Source organism: Devosia sp. ZB163 (assembly GCF_028613635.1).
Taxonomy (GTDB): Bacteria; Pseudomonadota; Alphaproteobacteria; order Rhizobiales; family Devosiaceae; genus Devosia_A.
In genome coordinates this window covers 131891-147598 of sequence record NZ_JAQRMY010000005.1, presented here as the reverse complement: position 1 = coordinate 147598, position 15708 = coordinate 131891, and the positions used below count along the sequence as shown (strand labels likewise).

The following is a 15708-nucleotide window of genomic DNA, read 5'->3' as shown; positions in this document are numbered from 1 at the left end:
AGCGAGAGAGGGCTAGACCTTGAGCGGGCCAACCATTTGCTCGGGCTTCACTTCGGCGTCGAATTCCTCGCCGGTGAGCAGCCCCAGCTCGATCGCGCTTTCCTTGAGGGTGATGCGCCTCTTGTGCGCGTTCTTGGCGATCTTGGCCGCGTTGTCGTAGCCGATCTTCCTATTGAGCGCGGTCACCAGCATCAGCGACTGGTCGACCAGCTGCTTGATGCGGTCGCGGTCGGGCTCTATGCCGATGGCGCAGTGGTCGTTGAAGCTCTTGGCCGCATCGGCGAGCAGCCGGACCGACTGCAGGAAGTTGTAGGCAATGACCGGCTTGAAGACGTTGAGCTCGAAATTGCCCTGGCTGGCGGCGACGCCGATGGCGGTGTCGTTGCCGAACACCTGCACGCAGACCATGGTCATGGCTTCCGACTGCGTCGGGTTAACCTTGCCCGGCATGATCGAGGAGCCCGGCTCGTTCTCCGGAATGGTGATTTCGCCCAGGCCCGAGCGCGGACCCGAGGCGAGCCAGCGCACGTCGTTGGCGATCTTCATCAGCGCCACCCCAAGCTGCTTGAGCGCGCCGGACGAGCCGACAAAGGCGTCGTGCCCGGCCATCACCGCGAACTTGTTGGGCGCCGTGACGAACGGATAGCCGGTCAGCTCCGCGATCTCGGCCGCGACCATTTCGCCATACTTGGGATGGGCGTTGAGCCCGGTGCCGACAGCCGTGCCGCCAAGCGCCAGCTCATGCAGCTGCGGCAGCGTCGCACGAATGGCCTTGATCGCGAGGTCGAGCTGCGCCACCCACCCCGAGATTTCCTGGCCCAGCGTCACCGGCGTCGCATCCTGCAGGTGCGTACGACCGATCTTGACGATGTCCATGAACTCCTTGGCCTTGGCATCGAGCGTGTTGCGCAGCAGCAGGATCCGATCGATGAGGTACCCCTCGATCGCCTCGACCGCCGCAATGTGCATCGCCGTCGGGTAGGTGTCGTTGGACGACTGGCTCATGTTGACGTGATCGTTCGGGTGGATCGGCTTCTTCGACCCCATCACTCCGCCGGCCATCTCAATGGCGCGGTTGGAGATCACCTCGTTGACGTTCATGTTGGACTGGGTCCCCGACCCGGTCTGCCACACCACCAGCGGGAAATGGTCCTTGAGCTTGCCGGCGATGACCTCGTCGGCCGCCGCGACGATCAGGTCGCGCGTCTTTTCGTCCATCAGCCCCAGCCTGGTATTGGCAAGCGCGGCAGCCTTCTTCAGCACGCCGAAGGCAGTGATGATCTCGGTCGGCATCTTCTCGCCGCCGATATCGAAGTTCGCGAGCGACCGCGCGGTCTGCGCCCCATAGTACTTTTCGGACGGCACATTGATCGTGCCCATGGAATCCGATTCGACGCGCGTACCCATGCCGGAATGCCTTTCAGGAAATCATATGGGAACGGCCGGCCCCCAGTTCGGGAGCCGGCCGTCGAAATTAGTGATGCTTGCGCAAGAGAGCCTGAGCCCGAGGGCTTAGGAGCTCTTCGGCTGCAGGATCTGCCTGCCGCGATACATGCCGGTCTTGAGATCGACGTGGTGCGGACGACGCAGCTCACCCGAGTCCTTGTCTTCGACGTAGGCCGGGGTTGCCAGCGCATCGGCGGAGCGGCGGAACCCGCGCTTCATCGGCGAGGTCTTGCGCTTTGGCACTGCCATGGTTGTTACTCCTGGTTCAATAGCGTTTCGCCGAAGGCGTTCCGGCGTCTAACAGACAGGGTCTGTCGGGAATTGGGGGCGTCTATAGAGCAATGTGGCGCCAATGGGAAGGGGCGAAATCGCCCGCAATGCGGCTTTGTCGCACCCGTTCCTGTGTCGGCGCAAATCCGCTAGAAGCATCCAGACCCGCCTGGACGTCTCACGTGACCTATTCCTTCTCCGCCGAACTGAAAAGCACAGCCGCCGATATCGAGCGCGCCCTCGACAGATTCATCGCTGCAGGCCCGCTCTCCGGCCCCGGGCTACCGCCGGATCGGCTGATCGCCGCCACTCGCCACGGGACGCTCAATGGCGGCAAGCGCCTGCGGCCGCTCCTCGTGCGCCAGGCGGCCGGCGTATTCGGCGTACCACCCGAGACGACGGTGACAGCCGGGCTCGCCGTCGAGATGATCCACTGCTACTCGCTGATCCACGACGACCTCCCGGCCATGGACGACGACGACCTGCGCCGCGGCCAGCCCACCGTCCACAAGGCCTATGACGAGGCGACGGCCATCCTCGCTGGCGACGCGCTCCTCACCCACGCCTTTGGCCTCCTGGCCTCCGATGAGGCGCATACCGATCCGGTCGTGCGCATCCGCCTCGTCGCCGAGCTCGCTGCCGGCGCCGGCGCCGGCGGCATGGTCGGCGGCCAGATGCGCGACATCGAGGGCGAGACGGGCTTCCTCACCGAGCGCGCCATCGCCCAGATGCAGGCGATGAAGACGGGCGCCCTGATCCGCGCCGCCGTGCGAATGGGCGCCATCCTCGGCGGGGCCTCCGACGAACAGTTTGGCCGCCTCACCACCTATGCCGAGGCGGCCGGCCGCGCCTTCCAGCTCGCCGACGACATCCTCGACGTCACCGCCACCACCGAAGCCATGGGGAAAGCCACCGGCAAGGATGCCGACAAGGGCAAGCAGACGATCGTCGCCCGCATCGGCGTCGAAGCCGCACGCCGCGAACTGGCCGAGGTCATCCACGACGCGCTGGGCGCCCTGATTACCTTTGACACCCGCGCCGACGGCCTGCGCGAGACGGCCAAGTTCTTTGCCGAACGAATGAACTGATTGATCTGATGCTTATGGAGTTGCCTCATGTCGCTTGAAACGGTCCAGAGCGACCTCGCCGTCCGGGCCCCCGACCTGCCCGTCATCGTCACCGACGACAGCACGGCAACCGTCGACCTCGCGGCGGCCGTTCATGGCGTGGCGCCGGGGCAGATCGCGAAGACTTTGGCGATCCGCGTCGGCGATGCCGAATTCCTGCTCGTGACGCGCGGTGATGCCCGGCTCTCCAACCAGAAGGCCAAGGCCGCCTTCGGTGGTCGCCCGCGCATGCTGGGCCCCGAGGACGTGCTGCGCCTCACCAGCCATCAGGTCGGCGGCGTCTGCCCCTTCGGGCTGCCGGCGCCGCTGACCATTTATTGCGATGTGTCGCTGAATATCTACGACGAGGTCATCCCCGCCGGCGGCTCCACCCACGCCTCGGTGCGCCTGCCTCTCGGCCGGCTGGTCGAGCTCTGCGGCAGCAACTGGGCTGACGCCTGCGATGTGCCTACTGCGTCCTGAGATTGCCCGTCAGGTAGAGGACGATCAGCACCACGGCGAGCGCCCCGAGCCAGAACCAGCGCCGGCGCGCCGCCTCGCCCGTGAACAGCCAGTGGCGCAGCCGGCTCATTCGGCCGCCGTCTTCTCAGCGGTGCCGAAGCGCTTCTCGATGTAGTCGGCGACCATCACCTTGAACTGCTCGGCAACATCGGCGCCGCGCAGCGTCGCGACCTTCTGCCCGTCGATGAACACCGGCGCAGCCGGCGTCTCGCCGGTGCCGGGCAGCGAGATGCCGATATTGGCGTGCTTCGATTCCCCCGGACCGTTGACGATGCAGCCCATCACCGCGACAGAAAGGCTCTCGACGCCCGGATAGCGTTCCTTCCACTCCGGCATCGAGGAACTGAGGTGATCCTGGATTTCCTTGGCCAGCACCTGGAAGGTCTGCGACGTCGTGCGCCCGCAGCCCGGGCAGGCCGCCACAACCGGCAGGAACTGGCGGAAGCCCATGGTCTGCAGCAGCTCCTGCGCCACCCGGACTTCCTGCGTGCGGTCACCACCCGGCTCGGGCGTCAGCGATACGCGGATGGTGTCGCCGATCCCCTGCTGCAGCAGGATGCCCATGGCCGCCGACGACGCAACGATGCCCTTCGACCCCATGCCAGCCTCGGTCAACCCGAGATGCAGCGCGTAGTCGCAGCGGGCGCCGAGATCCCGGTAGACCGCGATCAGGTGCTGGACGTCCGAAACCTTGGTCGAGAGGATAATTTTGTCACGCCCCAGCCCGAGCTCTTCAGCCCGCTCCGCGGAGAGCAGTGCCGACCGGATGATCGCCTCGCGCTGCACTGCGGCGGCGCTCACCGGCACGGCCGAGGCCGAGTTCTCGTCCATCAGCCGGGTGAGCAGCTCCTCGTCGAGCGAACCCCAGTTCACTCCGATCCGCACCGGCTTGTCGTACTTCATCGCCAGTTCGATCAGCGTCGCGAACTGCGTGTCCCGCTTCGCCTTGAAGCCGACATTGCCCGGATTGATCCGGTACTTCGCCAGCGCTTCCGCAGCGGCTGGATGGTCGGTCAGCAGCTTGTGGCCGATGTAGTGGAAGTCGCCGACGATCGGCACGTCGATGCCGCGCGCCGCCAGCCGGTCGCGGATATGCGGCACAGCAGCCGCAGACTCATCCCGATCGACGGTGATGCGGACAATTTCCGAGCCGGCGCGCCACAGCTGCGCCACCTGGCGAACGGTCGCCTCGATATCGGCAGTATCCGTGTTGGTCATCGACTGCACGACGATCGGGGCGCCACCGCCCACCATCACGCCACCGACATTGACGCCGACCGAATGACGGCGGGGAGAAATGCTCATCGAAAGACCTCTATCCGCCCCAGCAAATAGGCCTTTGACGTTGTGGGCGCAATGTTACGATTGCGTGACCGATTGAAGCGAGCTGCCCATGACCTTCCAGGCCTATCTCGACAACATCCGGAAGCAGACCGGCGTCACGCCCGACGAGTTCATCAAGCTGGCAACCGCCAAGGGGTTCACGAATGCCGGCACCAAGGCAACCCAGATCACCGACTGGCTGAAGGCCGACTACCAGCTGGGCCACGGCCACGCCATGGCCATCGTCAAGCTGCTGAAGGACAGGGCTGGGCTGACGTAAGACAGAGGTCTTGAACAGAATGATGCCACGAACCACATCGGGGTCATGGCCAGATTGCTCACCCGCTTCGTCACCTTCCGCAAGGAACTCGCAACGCTGTGGCGCGCCTTCATGGCGCCCGAGACGCCGGTGCATCTTAAGGCACTGATGCTGCTCGTGCCGGCCTACCTGCTCAGCCCGATCGACATGGTCCCGGACTTCATTCCGCTGCTCGGCTGGGTCGACGACTTCGTCGTCATCCCCCTGATGGTCAGCTGGATCGTCGCCATGCTGCCGCGCAAGGCGCCCGTCTACGAGCGCACCGCTGACGGCGCCAAGGTGATCGACGGAACTTACCGGAAGCGCTGAGAACGACACCCAACACTAGAGAACGTTACAACCGCGAGAAGCCCCGGTCGTTGAAGCGTTGGCTCGCAACCTTCCTCGACGGGCTCCTCGACCGGTTGCCGGTCCTCTAGCTACTCGAACCTGACCAGCAGGTCCTTGGCGTCGATCTGATCGCCCGGCTTCACCGTCACTTCGGCGACGACCCCATCGGCGTCGGCGTGGATGGCGGTTTCCATCTTCATCGCTTCGATCGACAGCAGCACATCGCCGGCGAACACCTTGTCGCCGACCTTGACGCCGAGGCCCGAGATGACGCCCGGCATCGGCGCGCCGACCTGCTTGGAATCGCCCAGCGCGGCCTTGGCGCGAACCTTGATCTCGCCGACCTTCAGCCGGTCCGGCACGGTGATGGTGCGCGGCTGGCCGTTGAGGTCGAAGAAGACGCGCACCTCGCCCTTCTCGTTGGTCTCGGTGCGACCCTGATAGGTGAGCACGAGGGTCTTGCCCTTCTCGAGGTCGAGGAACACCTCTTCGCCTTCCACGAGACCATAGAAGTAGATCGGCGTCGGCAGCACCGCGGTCGGGCCGTACTTGTCCTGCGTCTTGACGAAGTCGGTATAGACCTTGGGGTACATCAGGTAGGAGGCGAGACGCTTGTCGTCGATCTCCTCACCCGTGTCCTTGGCGACCTTGGCACGCTCCGCCTCGAGGTCGACATCCTTGAGATAGGAGCCGGGCCGGTTGGTCAGCGGCTTCTTGCCCTTGAGCACCTTCTTCTGCAGCGCTGCGGGGAAGCCGCCCGGGGGCTGGCCCAGATCGCCGGCAAAGAAGCCGACAACGGAATCGGGGAACGCCACGTCGCGGTTCGGATCCTCGACCTCGGCGCGCGTCAGGCCGGCCGACACCATGGCCAGCGCCATGTCGCCCACGACCTTGCTGGACGGCGTCACCTTCACGATGTCGCCGAACATCTGGTTCACGTCCGCATAGGTCTGCGCCACCTCATGCCAGCGGCTCTCGAGGCCGAGAGAACGCGCCTGCTCCTTAAGGTTGGTGAACTGCCCGCCGGGCATCTCGTGGAGATAGACTTCCGAGGCGCCGCCCTTGAGGTCGCTCTCGAACGCGCGGTACTGCGTGCGCACCGCTTCCCAGTAGAACGAGATCTCGCGGATCACCTTGCCGTCGAGTTCGGGATCGCGCGGGCCGTCCTTGAGAGCGGCGACGAGCGAGCCAAGCGTCGGCTGCGAGGTCGTGCCCGAGAGCGCGTCCATCGCGGCGTCCACCGCATCGACGCCCGCCTCGACCGCAGCCATGATCGTCGCGGCAGCGGCGCCCGACGTATCGTGCGTGTGGAGGTGGATCGGCAGGTCGACTTCCTGCTTCAGCGTCTCGATGAGCTTCTTGGCGGCGGCAGGCTTCAGCAGGCCGGCCATGTCCTTTAGACCCAGCACGTGAGCGCCGGCCGCCTCAAGCTCCTTGGCGAGCCCCACATAGTACTTGAGGTCGTACTTGGCCCGATCAGGGTCGAGCAGATCGCCGGTGTAGCAGATGGCGCCTTCGGCCACCTTGCCGGCCTCGGCCACCGCGTCGATCGAGACGCGCATGTTTTCTACCCAGTTGAGGCAGTCGAACACGCGGAACACGTCGACCCCGCCCTTCGCCGCCTCGCGCACGAAGAACTTCACGACGTTGTCGGGATAGTTGGTGTAGCCGACGCCATTCGAGCCGCGCAGCAGCATCTGCGTCAGGATGTTCGGCGCGCCTTCGCGCACAGCACTCAGGCGCTCCCAGGGATCCTCGTTGAGGAAGCGCATGGCGACGTCGAAGGTCGCCCCGCCCCAGCACTCGAGCGAGAACAGGTTCGGCAGCCCGCGGCTATAGGCCTGCGCGATGCGCGTGATGTCGAACGAGCGCATGCGGGTGGCGAGCAGCGACTGGTGCGCGTCACGCATGGTGGTGTCGGTAAAGAGCACATGGGTCTGCGCCTTCATCCAGCGCGCGAGGCCCTTGGCGCCGTCGCGCTCGAGGATCTGGCGCGATCCCTCGATGATGGCGAGTGGCGCATACTCGGGCACCACCGGCTCGATGGCGTCAGCCGGCGGCCGCGGCCGGTCGCGCACTTCGGGGTGGCCGTTGACGGTGACGTCGGCGATGTAGGTGAGGAGCTTCGTCGCCCGGTCCTGCCGGCGCTTGAAGTCGAACAGCGCCGGGGTCGTGTCGATGAAGCGCGTCGTGTAGCGGTTCTCGATGAAATCCGGATGCGTGATGATATTTTCGAGGAACGCCAGGTTCGTCGCGACGCCGCGGATGCGGAACTCGCGCAGCGCGCGGTGCATGCGGGCGATGGCCTCGTCGGCCGTCGGCGCCCAGCAGGTGATCTTTTCGAGCAGCGGATCGTAGAACCGGGTGATCACTGCGCCCGCGTAAGCCGTGCCGCCATCGAGACGCACGCCGAAGCCGGTCGCCTCGCGATAGGCGGTGATGCGGCCATAATCAGGGATGAAATTCTGCTCGGGATCCTCGGTCGTGACGCGGCACTGGATGGCGTTGCCGTTGAGCCGGATGTCTTCCTGCCTGGGCACGCCGGACTCGGGCGTGCCGATCACGGCGCCCTCTAGCAGCCGAATCTGCGCCTTCACGATGTCGATGCCGGTGACCACCTCGGTCACGGTGTGCTCGACCTGGATGCGCGGGTTCACCTCGATGAAATAGAACTTGTCCGTATCGGCATCGAGCAGGAACTCGACCGTGCCGGCGCCACGATAGTTGGCGGCATTGCCGAGCCGGATCGCCGCGCCGGTAAGGTCGTTGCGCACCTGCTCGCTGAGATACGGCGCGGGAGCGCGTTCGACCACCTTCTGGTTGCGCCGCTGCACCGAGCAGTCGCGCTCGAACAGGTGCACCAGGTTCCCATGGTCGTCGCCGATCAGTTGCACCTCGACGTGGCGGGCGCGCTCGATCAGCTTTTCGAGATACATCTCGTCCTTGCCGAACGCGGCCTTGGCCTCGCGCTTGCCTTCCGAGACTTCGTGGACCAGCGACTTCTCGTCCATGATGCGGCGCATGCCGCGGCCGCCGCCGCCCCAGCTGGCCTTGAGCATCAGCGGATAGCCGATCTCGGCGGCCATGCGCCTGACTTCGTCCATGTCGTCGGGTAGTGCGTCGGTAGCCGGAACGACCGGCACGCCCGAGGCGATCGCCATGTTGCGCGCCGCGACCTTGTTGCCGAGATCGCGCATGGTCTGGGCGCGCGGGCCGATGAAGATGATCCCGGCATCGGCACAGGCATCGGCGAACTCGGGGCTTTCCGACAACAGGCCGTAGCCCGGGTGGATCGCGTCGGCGCCCGAGATACGGGCGATGCGGATATACTCGTCGATCTGCAGATACGCTTCGACCGGGCCCTTGCCCTTGCCGATCAGGTAAGCTTCGTCCGCCTTGAACCGGTGTAGCGCCAGCTTGTCCTCTTCGGCGTAGCAGGCGACCGTCTTGATGTTGAGTTCGTTGGCAGCGCGAAACACGCGGATGGCGATTTCACTGCGGTTCGCGACAAGGATTTTCTTGATCGGCATCGATGTTACCCGAGCAGAGGGGAGTGAGGCACCGCGAGGGCACCGGCAAGGAACGGTCGGGTCCGGCCCGAAGGCCACAGACCCAATGGGGCTTTTGCCCCTATTTCTGGCTCAGATGCCCCGCGAGATGGGACATGTCGTAGCCGGCATGCGCCGCCGCCGAGATGATCTCGGAGGCAGGTGCCTTGCCGGCCTGGCTCAGCGCCCACAATGTCGTCGAGCGCGTGCCCGAACGGCAGTAGCAGAACACAGGCCCGGCGCTCCCCTCGAGCACCTCCTTGGTCTGCTCGATCATGTCGGGGGTGACCCCTTCACGGCCGAGCGGAATGAAGTGATAGGACAGCCCCGCCTCATGGGCGGCCTTCTCGATCTCCGCGCCTTCCGGCTGGTCGGGCGATTCCCCATCCGGCCTGTTGTTGACGATGGCAGCAAAGCCAAGGGCTTTTATCGCCTTCACATCCTCGGGTCTGATCTGCGGGGACACGCTCACATGGTCGTTGATCCGCTTCACGTCCAAATCATTAACTCCGATAGATAGGCCCAGGTCTTCCCGCCCCTTTATAGACATCGGCACATTGGCGAGGCAAGGCGGCCGGAAACCGCCAAAGGTCTTGCGACGATGGAGTTATGCAGCCCTTGCAAGGCTACGCCGAAAAGGCGCCCAGCGCCTGCACCGGTCAGGCCTCGCGGAAGGCAAGGGCCGAGACAGCGCTTCCGGCTGCGGTCGCTACTGTGCAGGCGGCAACTCGACAGGCCTCTGCAGCGGCGGCAGGCCGACCCACGGGCGCCATATCTCGGAACGCTCGGCGACAAACCGGTCGGCCACGCTTTCCACCGTCTCGCCGTCCTGGCCCAATTGCTGCAGCATCCAGTTCATCTCGGCGAACGGCATCTTGGCGCGTCCGAAATAGGAAGCAACCTGCGGCGCATCGAGGAAAACCCACTCGGCCACGGCGATCACCACCGGGTCGGCCGCGAATCCGGTCGGCATCGGCGAGGCACAGGAGACCTTCCCCAGGCACAGGAACGCGTCACGGTCATAGGCGGCGAGCGTCACCGGCTTGAAGGCGAATTGCGCCAGCACCGCATTGGGCTGCCAGTAGTAAAAGAGGATCGGCTCGCGCCGCCCCACCGCTGCGGCGATCAGCGTGTCGAGTTCGAACCGGTTGGCCGGCTCGACGATGTCGAACATCTGGTCGAGCCCGTATGCCTTGAGCATATTGCGGTTGATGACGGCACAGCCCCAGTCCACCGGGCACGAGATGAACTTGCCGCGACCGTTCCCGTCGCCAAACTCGGCCGCATGCGCCTTGAGCCCGTCGATCGTGGTGATCTCGGGCCACTGTGCCGCCGCATAATCGGGCACGAACCAGCCCTCGAACACCGTCTCGGCATAGGGGGTGCCTGCCTGCCGGACGTTTTGGCTCTTCATCGCCGCGTTCCAGATATCGGCGACGCGCGCGATCCACATCTCGGGCGCCACGGCCGGTTGTCCGTTGGCGCCCATGGAAGAGCCCGTCTGCGCGAGGTCGCCATCCTGCACGGCGATATTGCACAGGTAGCTCGCGGTAAGCAGGCGCGAATGAATCTCCGCCAGCAGGGCTGCCGACGGCCAGCTCATCCGTGCGATCGCCAGTTGCTGGGTGCCGCAAGGCGGCGGCGGAGCCGGCGGCACGCCGACGATGGCCTCGCTGGGTGCGACCCCGGCAGGCGGCTCGAGCGTCTGCACCGAGTCCTGGGCGAGGCTCAGCGGAGCCATCGCCATGAACACAAGGACAAGGAGCAGTCGAACGAGCATCAGCATCGGACCGGGACAGGATCGGAGCCTAGTTCTACCCGCCCGAAGCGGGGCTGACAAAGGGCGCACGCGCGTTTTTACCACCTGATCAAAAGCGGATGACTCCCTTTCGCTATTTATGCAATATCGCCGCCAGTGGGGCGCGGGTTGTGCCCCCAGTCATTGTTGTTCCGTCGAAGATGTCCTCGCATGAAGGGGCAGCCGGCGGGGCGACAAACCAGAGGGACATCATGAACAAATTCAGTATCCTTGGCCTCGCAGTCGCCGCGACCACGCTCGGTCTCGCGGTCCCCGCGCTCGCCGAAGACGTCAAGCTCGGCATCCTCGGCGACCTGACCGGCCCGATCGAAAGCCTGGCGCCGCCGATCGTCGCCGGTGCGCAGCTTGCCTTCGACCAGGTCAATGCCCAGGGCGGCATCCTCGGCGGTGGCAAGATCGTCTCCGTCACCGGTGACAGCGCCTGCGATCCGTCGGTTGCCGGCCCTGCCGCCGACAAGCTGGTCAACACCGACCAGGTGACTGCGATGGTTGGTGCCTTCTGCACCGGCGCCACCATTGGTGCCGCGACCGCCGCCGGCATCCCGGGCGGCATGGTGCAGATCTCGCCGTCGGCTTCGGCCCCTGCCCTCACCACCCTTGAGGACAACGACCTCGTCTACCGCACCACCCCGTCCGACGCCTTCCAGGGCGTGAAGCTCGGTGAGCTGCTGCTCGCCAAGGGCATCAAGGACGTGGCCGTCACCTATGTGAACAACGACTACGGCAAGGGCCTCGCCGACGTGTTCGTCGCGACCTTCACCGCCGGTGGCGGCACGGTCTCGGCCAACGTTGCGCATGAGGACGGCAAGGCGGACTATCGCGCCGAGCTCGGCCAGCTGTCCTCGGGCGGCTCGCAGAACCTCGTCGTGCTCGCCTACGCTTCGGGCTCGGGCAAGACGATCCTTCAGCAGGCCATCGAAGGCGGCGAGTTCACTGCCTATGTCGGCGGCGACGGCATGGTCGACGACCAGCTCGTGGCGGGCCTCCCGGCCGACGCCGTGAACGGCAAGATCATTGCCACCCGCGCTGGCGCCTACACCGGCGAGTCGGCCGACATCTACAAGAAGCTGGCCACCGACGCCGGCCAGGATCCGGCCGCGACCTATGCGCCGCAGGCCTATGACGCCGGCTTCCTCCTGGCTCTCGCCATCGAGAAGAACGGCTCGGCCAAGCGCGAAGGCCTCGGCGCCGCGCTGCGCGAAGTCGCTTCGGCTCCGGGCGAGAAGATCCTCCCCGGCGAGTGGACCAAGGCTGTCGAGCTGATCAAGGCCGGCACCGACATCGACTATGAAGGCGCTGGCGGCCCGCTCGATTTCGACGCGGCCGGCGACGTCAACGGTGTCATCGTCGAGCTCGCCGTCGAAGACGGCAAGTTCGTCGAGAAGGGCCCCGTGCAATAAGCATCGACTCGATCCGATTGCGAAGGCCCGGGAGCAATCCCGGGCCTTTTGCTTTTGGGGCCGCGATCAGGGCAGCTGCTTCGCCTCGATCCGCTTCTCGGTCACGATGACCGACACTTCGAAGTGCTCGGCCTGGACCACGTCGAGCACCTTGCTCGGTCGGTAGGCGCAGGCATTGGTGCCACCGCGATGGCGAACGCTGTCATAGAGTATGCCATCCTCGCCGGTGGCCCGCAGGGTCTCGCCATAGGATTGACCGGCCGCATAGCTGTCGGCGGCATGCAGTTCCGGCTCGGAGCCACGGATGTCGCGATAATCGCCGTCTAGCCGCGCCATATAGCTGCGGAAGGTGCGGGAGGCCCCCTCGAGCCCGCGGGCCAGCGCCTCGCGACGCAGGTGATGGCCGACTTCGGCAATGGCGGTCACGGTCGAGGCGGCCGCATACCAGGCCCCGAGATCGGGACCGTTGAAGCGTGCTCCACCCGGCGCGGCATGCAGGAAGGCCGCCATGACGACGCTCGAGTTGGTCCGCCCGAAGACCCACTCGCTCTGCGGCAGTCGCGCCACCCGCTCCTTGACCAGCCGGTCATTCGTCCACTCGGCAAGCTCCATGACCGCCTCAAGGTCGGCGACGGTGGCCACGGTGTCGAACAACCCGATCGGCGGAAACCGCGATGGGATGAGCCGATGGGTCGGCTGTGGTGCCGGCGATCGCATCAGCGAATGACGATGTCGCTGTCTTCGTAGGGGGTGAAGGCCGCATCGAGGGCATTGGGCGGCATGTACTGCCCGCCCCGCGCCGCATCGAGGAAGCGCCGCACTGCCATCAGACCATCCTGTGTGCCCGAGGTGACCAGCGCCAGAGGCGGCTGGCCGCCGAACAGCGGCGCCATGTGCGGACCGCGCAACCAGCGCACGCCCTCAGGCTCATCGGCAAAAAGCACACCGAGGGCCTGATGGATGCCGAAGACCGCCGAAATACGTAGCAGCGCATCGAGATCGAGGGTGATCGGCTGGCCCTCGCGGGCCAGCTTGGCCCAGTTGTGATAGGTCGAGCGCGAGGGATAGCCGAGCACCAGCCGCCGCTGCTCCTCGTTGAGACCCCACCGTTCGGCGATCGTCAGGAAGGTGCGCAGCGCCGGCCCGCTGAGCCGCCGTCGGTTGGTCGCCGAGAAGCGGCCGAAATCGATGACGTCATCGGCTCCAGCCGGAACGAACGCGGCCCGTGCCCTCTCGCCAAACCCGACCTGCATCTTGCGTCTCCACGTACAATTAGAGACATAGTCCAATTCCAGACAATCCACAAGAGGTTTGTCCGGATTTGGACATCACGCCTCGCGTCGTACGACCTCCGGGATCAGCCCGCGCGGCGCATAGCGGAGCGCGATGGTGATGACCACGCCGAGCACGAACACGCGCATCTGGCTGGCCCGCGACTGGATCTCGGGAATGCCGCCCCAGCCGATGTCGGTCGACCAGCCGGAAATGGCGTTCATTACCGCCTGTGCCACCGGATCGGAGATCATCCACGTGATGTAGATGAGCAGCGCTCCGAACACGGCACCCCAGTTGTTGCCGGCGCCGCCCACGATCACCATCACCCAGATGAGGAACGTGTGGTTGATCGGCTGATACGAGCCCGGATCGTAAATCTGCTGAAAGCTGACAAGGATGGCGCCGCCAATGCCCATCAGCACCGAGCCAAGCACGAAAATCTCGAGCTGGCGGCGGGTGACGTCCTTGCCCATCGAGGCCGCGGCGATGTGATTGTCTCGGATGGCGCGCATCATCCGGCCCCAGGGCCCGCCATAGGCGCGCTGGACGAGGAAGAAGGCGATGGCGAGGATGATCAGGACGAGCGCCAGGAACCCGAGGCGGGCGTAGATGAACGAATCCGCGATGGAGACACCCTGGGCTTGCAGGTCCTGCGGCAGCGGCGTCGGCCATGGAATCGGCGAAACCGTCAGCGTGCCGCGCGTCAGCCAGTCCATGTTCTTCAGCAGCGCCCGGATGATCTCCGAAATGCCGATGGTGGCGATGGCGAGGTAGTCCGTCCTGAGGCCGAGGCAGATCTTGCCCACGACATAGGCAACGCCAGCCGCCAGCACGCCGCCGAACAACCAGCCCAGCACCGGATGGAGCCCGAGCCCGCCGACCCAGCCGCCACCGGCGCTCTCGATATAGGCCGCCGCCGGGTCGATCTGGCTGCGATAGACGATGTAGGCGACGATCCAGGCGAGGACGGTGACGAAGCTCTTCCACTTCCCCTTGATGCCGAGCCGGTCGGCACGGCGGGCGCCCCAGATGAGCAGGAACCCGGCAAGCAGCGCCATCAGTGCCTTGCCCAGCATCAGCGGCCCTTCCGAGCCCCAGAACTGGGCGTTGACCGGATAGGAGATGAAGGTCACGGCCGCGCCGCCCAGCATCAGCATGCCCATGATGCCGAAGTTGAACAGCCCGCCATAGCCCCACTGGATGTTGAGCCCGAGCGCGACGAGCGCATAGGCGAAGCTCTGGACGAGCAGCAGCGAGATATTGGCCGCGCCCAGCGCCCAGCCGACAACGACGAAGAGAACGAACAGTCCCGCAAAGAGCAGGAGGGAACGCCGCGCCACGCTCATGTCGAGGCTCCCTTGAAGATACCGGTCGGGCGCCACAGCAGGACGACCACGAGAATGACGAACGCCACGGTCAGCTTGTACTCCGTGGGCACGATCGCCACGGTCGCCGGCAGCTCGAAGGGCAGCGAGCCGGCGAAGGGCCGAGCCAGCACGGACCAGTTGAAGATGGCGGCCGTCTCGGCAAAGCCGATGAGGTAGCCGCCGGCAATGGCGCCGAAGGGCTTGCCCAGGCCGCCGACGATCGCGGCAGCGAAGATCGGCAGCACGATGTTGAAGGCGAGGTCGGGCTTGAGGTTCACGTCGAGCGCCAGCATCGTGCCGGCCATGGCGGCGAGGCCGCCGGCAATGATCCAGGTGACGCGCACCACCAGCTTGGTGTTGATGCCCGAGACCTGCGCCAGGTCGGCATTGTCGGCCATGGCGCGCATCGCCTTGCCCAGCCGCGATCGGGTGAGGAACAGGTGCAGCGCCACCACCGCGATGATCGTCGCAACGATCATCAGCAGCTGCGGCTGGGTGAAGTTGATGGTGCGGGTCACGCCCTCGAGCGGCACCGGGATGCGGATCAGCTGCTTCTGCTCGGTCTCGAAGAAGGACCAGGTGCCCGAGCCGAAGAACAGGCGGATCAGGCCCTGGATGATGAGCGTCACGCCGATCGAGGCGATGAGCAGCGTTACCGGGCGCGCGCCGCGGGCGCGAAGCGGGGCGTAAAAGCCCTTGTCGATGCCGAGCGCGATGATGGCCGTGAACACCATGGCGATGGGCAGGACGACGAAACCGGTCGGCAGGAACGGCGTCGTGAAGCCCATGGCCTGGAACGCGGTCATCAGCAGGAACGCGACGAACGCTCCCATCGTCATCATGTCGCCATGCGCGAAATGAGCAAAGCGCAGGATGCCGAAGATCAGCGTCACGCCGATGGCGCCGACCGCATAAATGGAGCCGAGCACGACTCCCGCGATCATCACGTTGTTGAAGAAGAAGATGAGTTCGTTCATGTGCCC

At 65.5% G+C, this 15708-nt stretch carries 16 protein-coding genes; 5 read left to right on the top strand and 11 right to left on the bottom strand.

The window, feature by feature from the left end; all coding sequences use genetic code 11:
* Window positions 1–12 precede the first annotated feature (12 nt).
* Together fumC and rpmF are read right to left on the bottom strand one after the other, a co-directional pair.
* Entirely contained in the window at window positions 13–1407 is a 1395-nt protein-coding gene (gene fumC, locus PRN20_RS22060) for a class II fumarate hydratase (RefSeq protein ID WP_273959829.1), read from the bottom strand.
* A gap of 105 nt (window positions 1408–1512) precedes the next feature.
* Window positions 1513–1695 carry a 50S ribosomal protein L32 gene (rpmF, locus tag PRN20_RS22055; protein ID WP_055886755.1) on the bottom strand — a complete coding sequence of 61 codons (183 nt, stop codon included), beginning with the start codon at window positions 1693–1695 and terminating at the stop codon, window positions 1513–1515.
* Between the two features lie 203 nt (window positions 1696–1898).
* Here rpmF and PRN20_RS22050 point away from each other — a divergent pair, with 203 nt between their 5' ends.
* Both PRN20_RS22050 and PRN20_RS22045 read left to right on the top strand, forming a co-directional pair.
* Window positions 1899–2804, top strand: a complete 906-nt coding sequence (locus PRN20_RS22050) for a polyprenyl synthetase family protein (protein WP_273959828.1) — start codon at window positions 1899–1901, stop codon at window positions 2802–2804.
* Window positions 2805–2831: 27 nt separating this feature from the next.
* Entirely contained in the window at window positions 2832–3305 is a 474-nt protein-coding gene (locus tag PRN20_RS22045) for a YbaK/EbsC family protein (RefSeq protein ID WP_273959827.1), read from the top strand.
* On the opposite strand, the gene PRN20_RS22040 is transcribed toward PRN20_RS22045, so the two are convergent.
* Window positions 3292–3414, bottom strand: a complete 123-nt coding sequence (locus PRN20_RS22040) for a hypothetical protein (RefSeq protein WP_273959826.1) — start codon at window positions 3412–3414, stop codon at window positions 3292–3294. The genes PRN20_RS22045 and PRN20_RS22040 overlap by 14 nt on opposite strands.
* On the bottom strand, window positions 3411–4649 hold the full coding sequence (gene ispG, locus PRN20_RS22035) for a flavodoxin-dependent (E)-4-hydroxy-3-methylbut-2-enyl-diphosphate synthase (RefSeq protein ID WP_273959825.1): 1239 nt from the start codon (window positions 4647–4649) through the stop codon (window positions 3411–3413). Before ispG ends, PRN20_RS22040 begins: the two co-directional genes overlap by 4 nt.
* An 88-nt stretch (window positions 4650–4737) precedes the next feature.
* On the opposite strand from ispG, the gene PRN20_RS22030 reads away from it, so the two are divergent.
* On the top strand, window positions 4738–4947 hold the full coding sequence (locus PRN20_RS22030; protein ID WP_273959824.1) for a DUF4287 domain-containing protein: 210 nt from the start codon (window positions 4738–4740) through the stop codon (window positions 4945–4947).
* Window positions 4948–4992: 45 nt separating this feature from the next.
* Window positions 4993–5295: a YkvA family protein gene (locus tag PRN20_RS22025; RefSeq protein ID WP_273959823.1), complete on the top strand. Its 303-nt coding sequence runs from the start codon at window positions 4993–4995 to the stop codon at window positions 5293–5295.
* 110 nt (window positions 5296–5405) lie between these two features.
* Here the strand turns inward: PRN20_RS22025 and pyc are convergent, their stop codons facing one another.
* The 3 genes from pyc to PRN20_RS22010 all read right to left on the bottom strand — a co-directional run bounded on the left by pyc (window position 5406) and on the right by PRN20_RS22010 (window position 10644).
* On the bottom strand, window positions 5406–8846 hold the full coding sequence (gene pyc / locus PRN20_RS22020) for a pyruvate carboxylase (protein WP_273959822.1): 3441 nt from the start codon (window positions 8844–8846) through the stop codon (window positions 5406–5408).
* Window positions 8847–8946: 100 nt separating this feature from the next.
* A complete protein-coding gene (locus PRN20_RS22015; protein ID WP_273959821.1) occupies window positions 8947–9357 on the bottom strand; it encodes a TIGR01244 family sulfur transferase in 411 nt (136 codons plus the stop codon).
* 216 nt (window positions 9358–9573) lie between these two features.
* Window positions 9574–10644 (bottom strand): glycine betaine ABC transporter substrate-binding protein, encoded by a 1071-nt coding sequence (locus PRN20_RS22010; protein ID WP_273959820.1) that lies wholly within the window; start codon window positions 10642–10644, stop codon window positions 9574–9576.
* A gap of 230 nt (window positions 10645–10874) precedes the next feature.
* On the opposite strand from PRN20_RS22010, the gene PRN20_RS22005 reads away from it, so the two are divergent.
* Window positions 10875–12083, top strand: coding sequence for an ABC transporter substrate-binding protein (locus PRN20_RS22005; protein WP_273959819.1), 1209 nt, complete (start codon window positions 10875–10877; stop codon window positions 12081–12083).
* A gap of 66 nt (window positions 12084–12149) precedes the next feature.
* On the opposite strand, the gene PRN20_RS22000 is transcribed toward PRN20_RS22005, so the two are convergent.
* The 4 genes from PRN20_RS22000 to PRN20_RS21985 all read right to left on the bottom strand — a co-directional run bounded on the left by PRN20_RS22000 (window position 12150) and on the right by PRN20_RS21985 (window position 15702).
* A complete protein-coding gene (locus PRN20_RS22000) occupies window positions 12150–12803 on the bottom strand; it encodes an RES family NAD+ phosphorylase (protein ID WP_273959959.1) in 654 nt (217 codons plus the stop codon).
* Window positions 12800–13336 (bottom strand): MbcA/ParS/Xre antitoxin family protein, encoded by a 537-nt coding sequence (locus PRN20_RS21995; protein ID WP_273959818.1) that lies wholly within the window; start codon window positions 13334–13336, stop codon window positions 12800–12802. Before PRN20_RS21995 ends, PRN20_RS22000 begins: the two co-directional genes overlap by 4 nt.
* Window positions 13337–13411: 75 nt before the next feature.
* Window positions 13412–14704, bottom strand: a complete 1293-nt coding sequence (locus tag PRN20_RS21990) for a branched-chain amino acid ABC transporter permease (protein ID WP_273959817.1) — start codon at window positions 14702–14704, stop codon at window positions 13412–13414.
* Window positions 14701–15702 (bottom strand): branched-chain amino acid ABC transporter permease, encoded by a 1002-nt coding sequence (locus PRN20_RS21985; RefSeq protein WP_273959816.1) that lies wholly within the window; start codon window positions 15700–15702, stop codon window positions 14701–14703. Before PRN20_RS21985 ends, PRN20_RS21990 begins: the two co-directional genes overlap by 4 nt.
* Window positions 15703–15708 lie beyond the last annotated feature (6 nt).

What these genes read in the sequence shown, in the direction of transcription:
- fumC (WP_273959829.1), bottom strand. Translation starts at nt 1,407, where the DNA reads ATGGGTACGCGCGTCGAATCGGATTCCATGGGCACGATCAATGTGCCG.
- rpmF (WP_055886755.1), bottom strand. Translation starts at nt 1,695, where the DNA reads ATGGCAGTGCCAAAGCGCAAGACCTCGCCGATGAAGCGCGGGTTCCGC.
- PRN20_RS22045 (WP_273959827.1), top strand. Translation starts at nt 2,832, where the DNA reads ATGTCGCTTGAAACGGTCCAGAGCGACCTCGCCGTCCGGGCCCCCGAC.
- PRN20_RS22040 (WP_273959826.1), bottom strand. Translation starts at nt 3,414, where the DNA reads ATGAGCCGGCTGCGCCACTGGCTGTTCACGGGCGAGGCGGCGCGCCGG.
- ispG (WP_273959825.1), bottom strand. Translation starts at nt 4,649, where the DNA reads ATGAGCATTTCTCCCCGCCGTCATTCGGTCGGCGTCAATGTCGGTGGC.
- PRN20_RS22030 (WP_273959824.1), top strand. Translation starts at nt 4,738, where the DNA reads ATGACCTTCCAGGCCTATCTCGACAACATCCGGAAGCAGACCGGCGTC.
- PRN20_RS22025 (WP_273959823.1), top strand. Translation starts at nt 4,993, where the DNA reads ATGGCCAGATTGCTCACCCGCTTCGTCACCTTCCGCAAGGAACTCGCA.
- pyc (WP_273959822.1), bottom strand. Translation starts at nt 8,846, where the DNA reads ATGCCGATCAAGAAAATCCTTGTCGCGAACCGCAGTGAAATCGCCATC.
- PRN20_RS22010 (WP_273959820.1), bottom strand. Translation starts at nt 10,644, where the DNA reads ATGCTCGTTCGACTGCTCCTTGTCCTTGTGTTCATGGCGATGGCTCCG.
- PRN20_RS22005 (WP_273959819.1), top strand. Translation starts at nt 10,875, where the DNA reads ATGAACAAATTCAGTATCCTTGGCCTCGCAGTCGCCGCGACCACGCTC.
- PRN20_RS21995 (WP_273959818.1), bottom strand. Translation starts at nt 13,336, where the DNA reads ATGCAGGTCGGGTTTGGCGAGAGGGCACGGGCCGCGTTCGTTCCGGCT.
- PRN20_RS21990 (WP_273959817.1), bottom strand. Translation starts at nt 14,704, where the DNA reads ATGAGCGTGGCGCGGCGTTCCCTCCTGCTCTTTGCGGGACTGTTCGTT.
- PRN20_RS21985 (WP_273959816.1), bottom strand. Translation starts at nt 15,702, where the DNA reads ATGAACGAACTCATCTTCTTCTTCAACAACGTGATGATCGCGGGAGTC.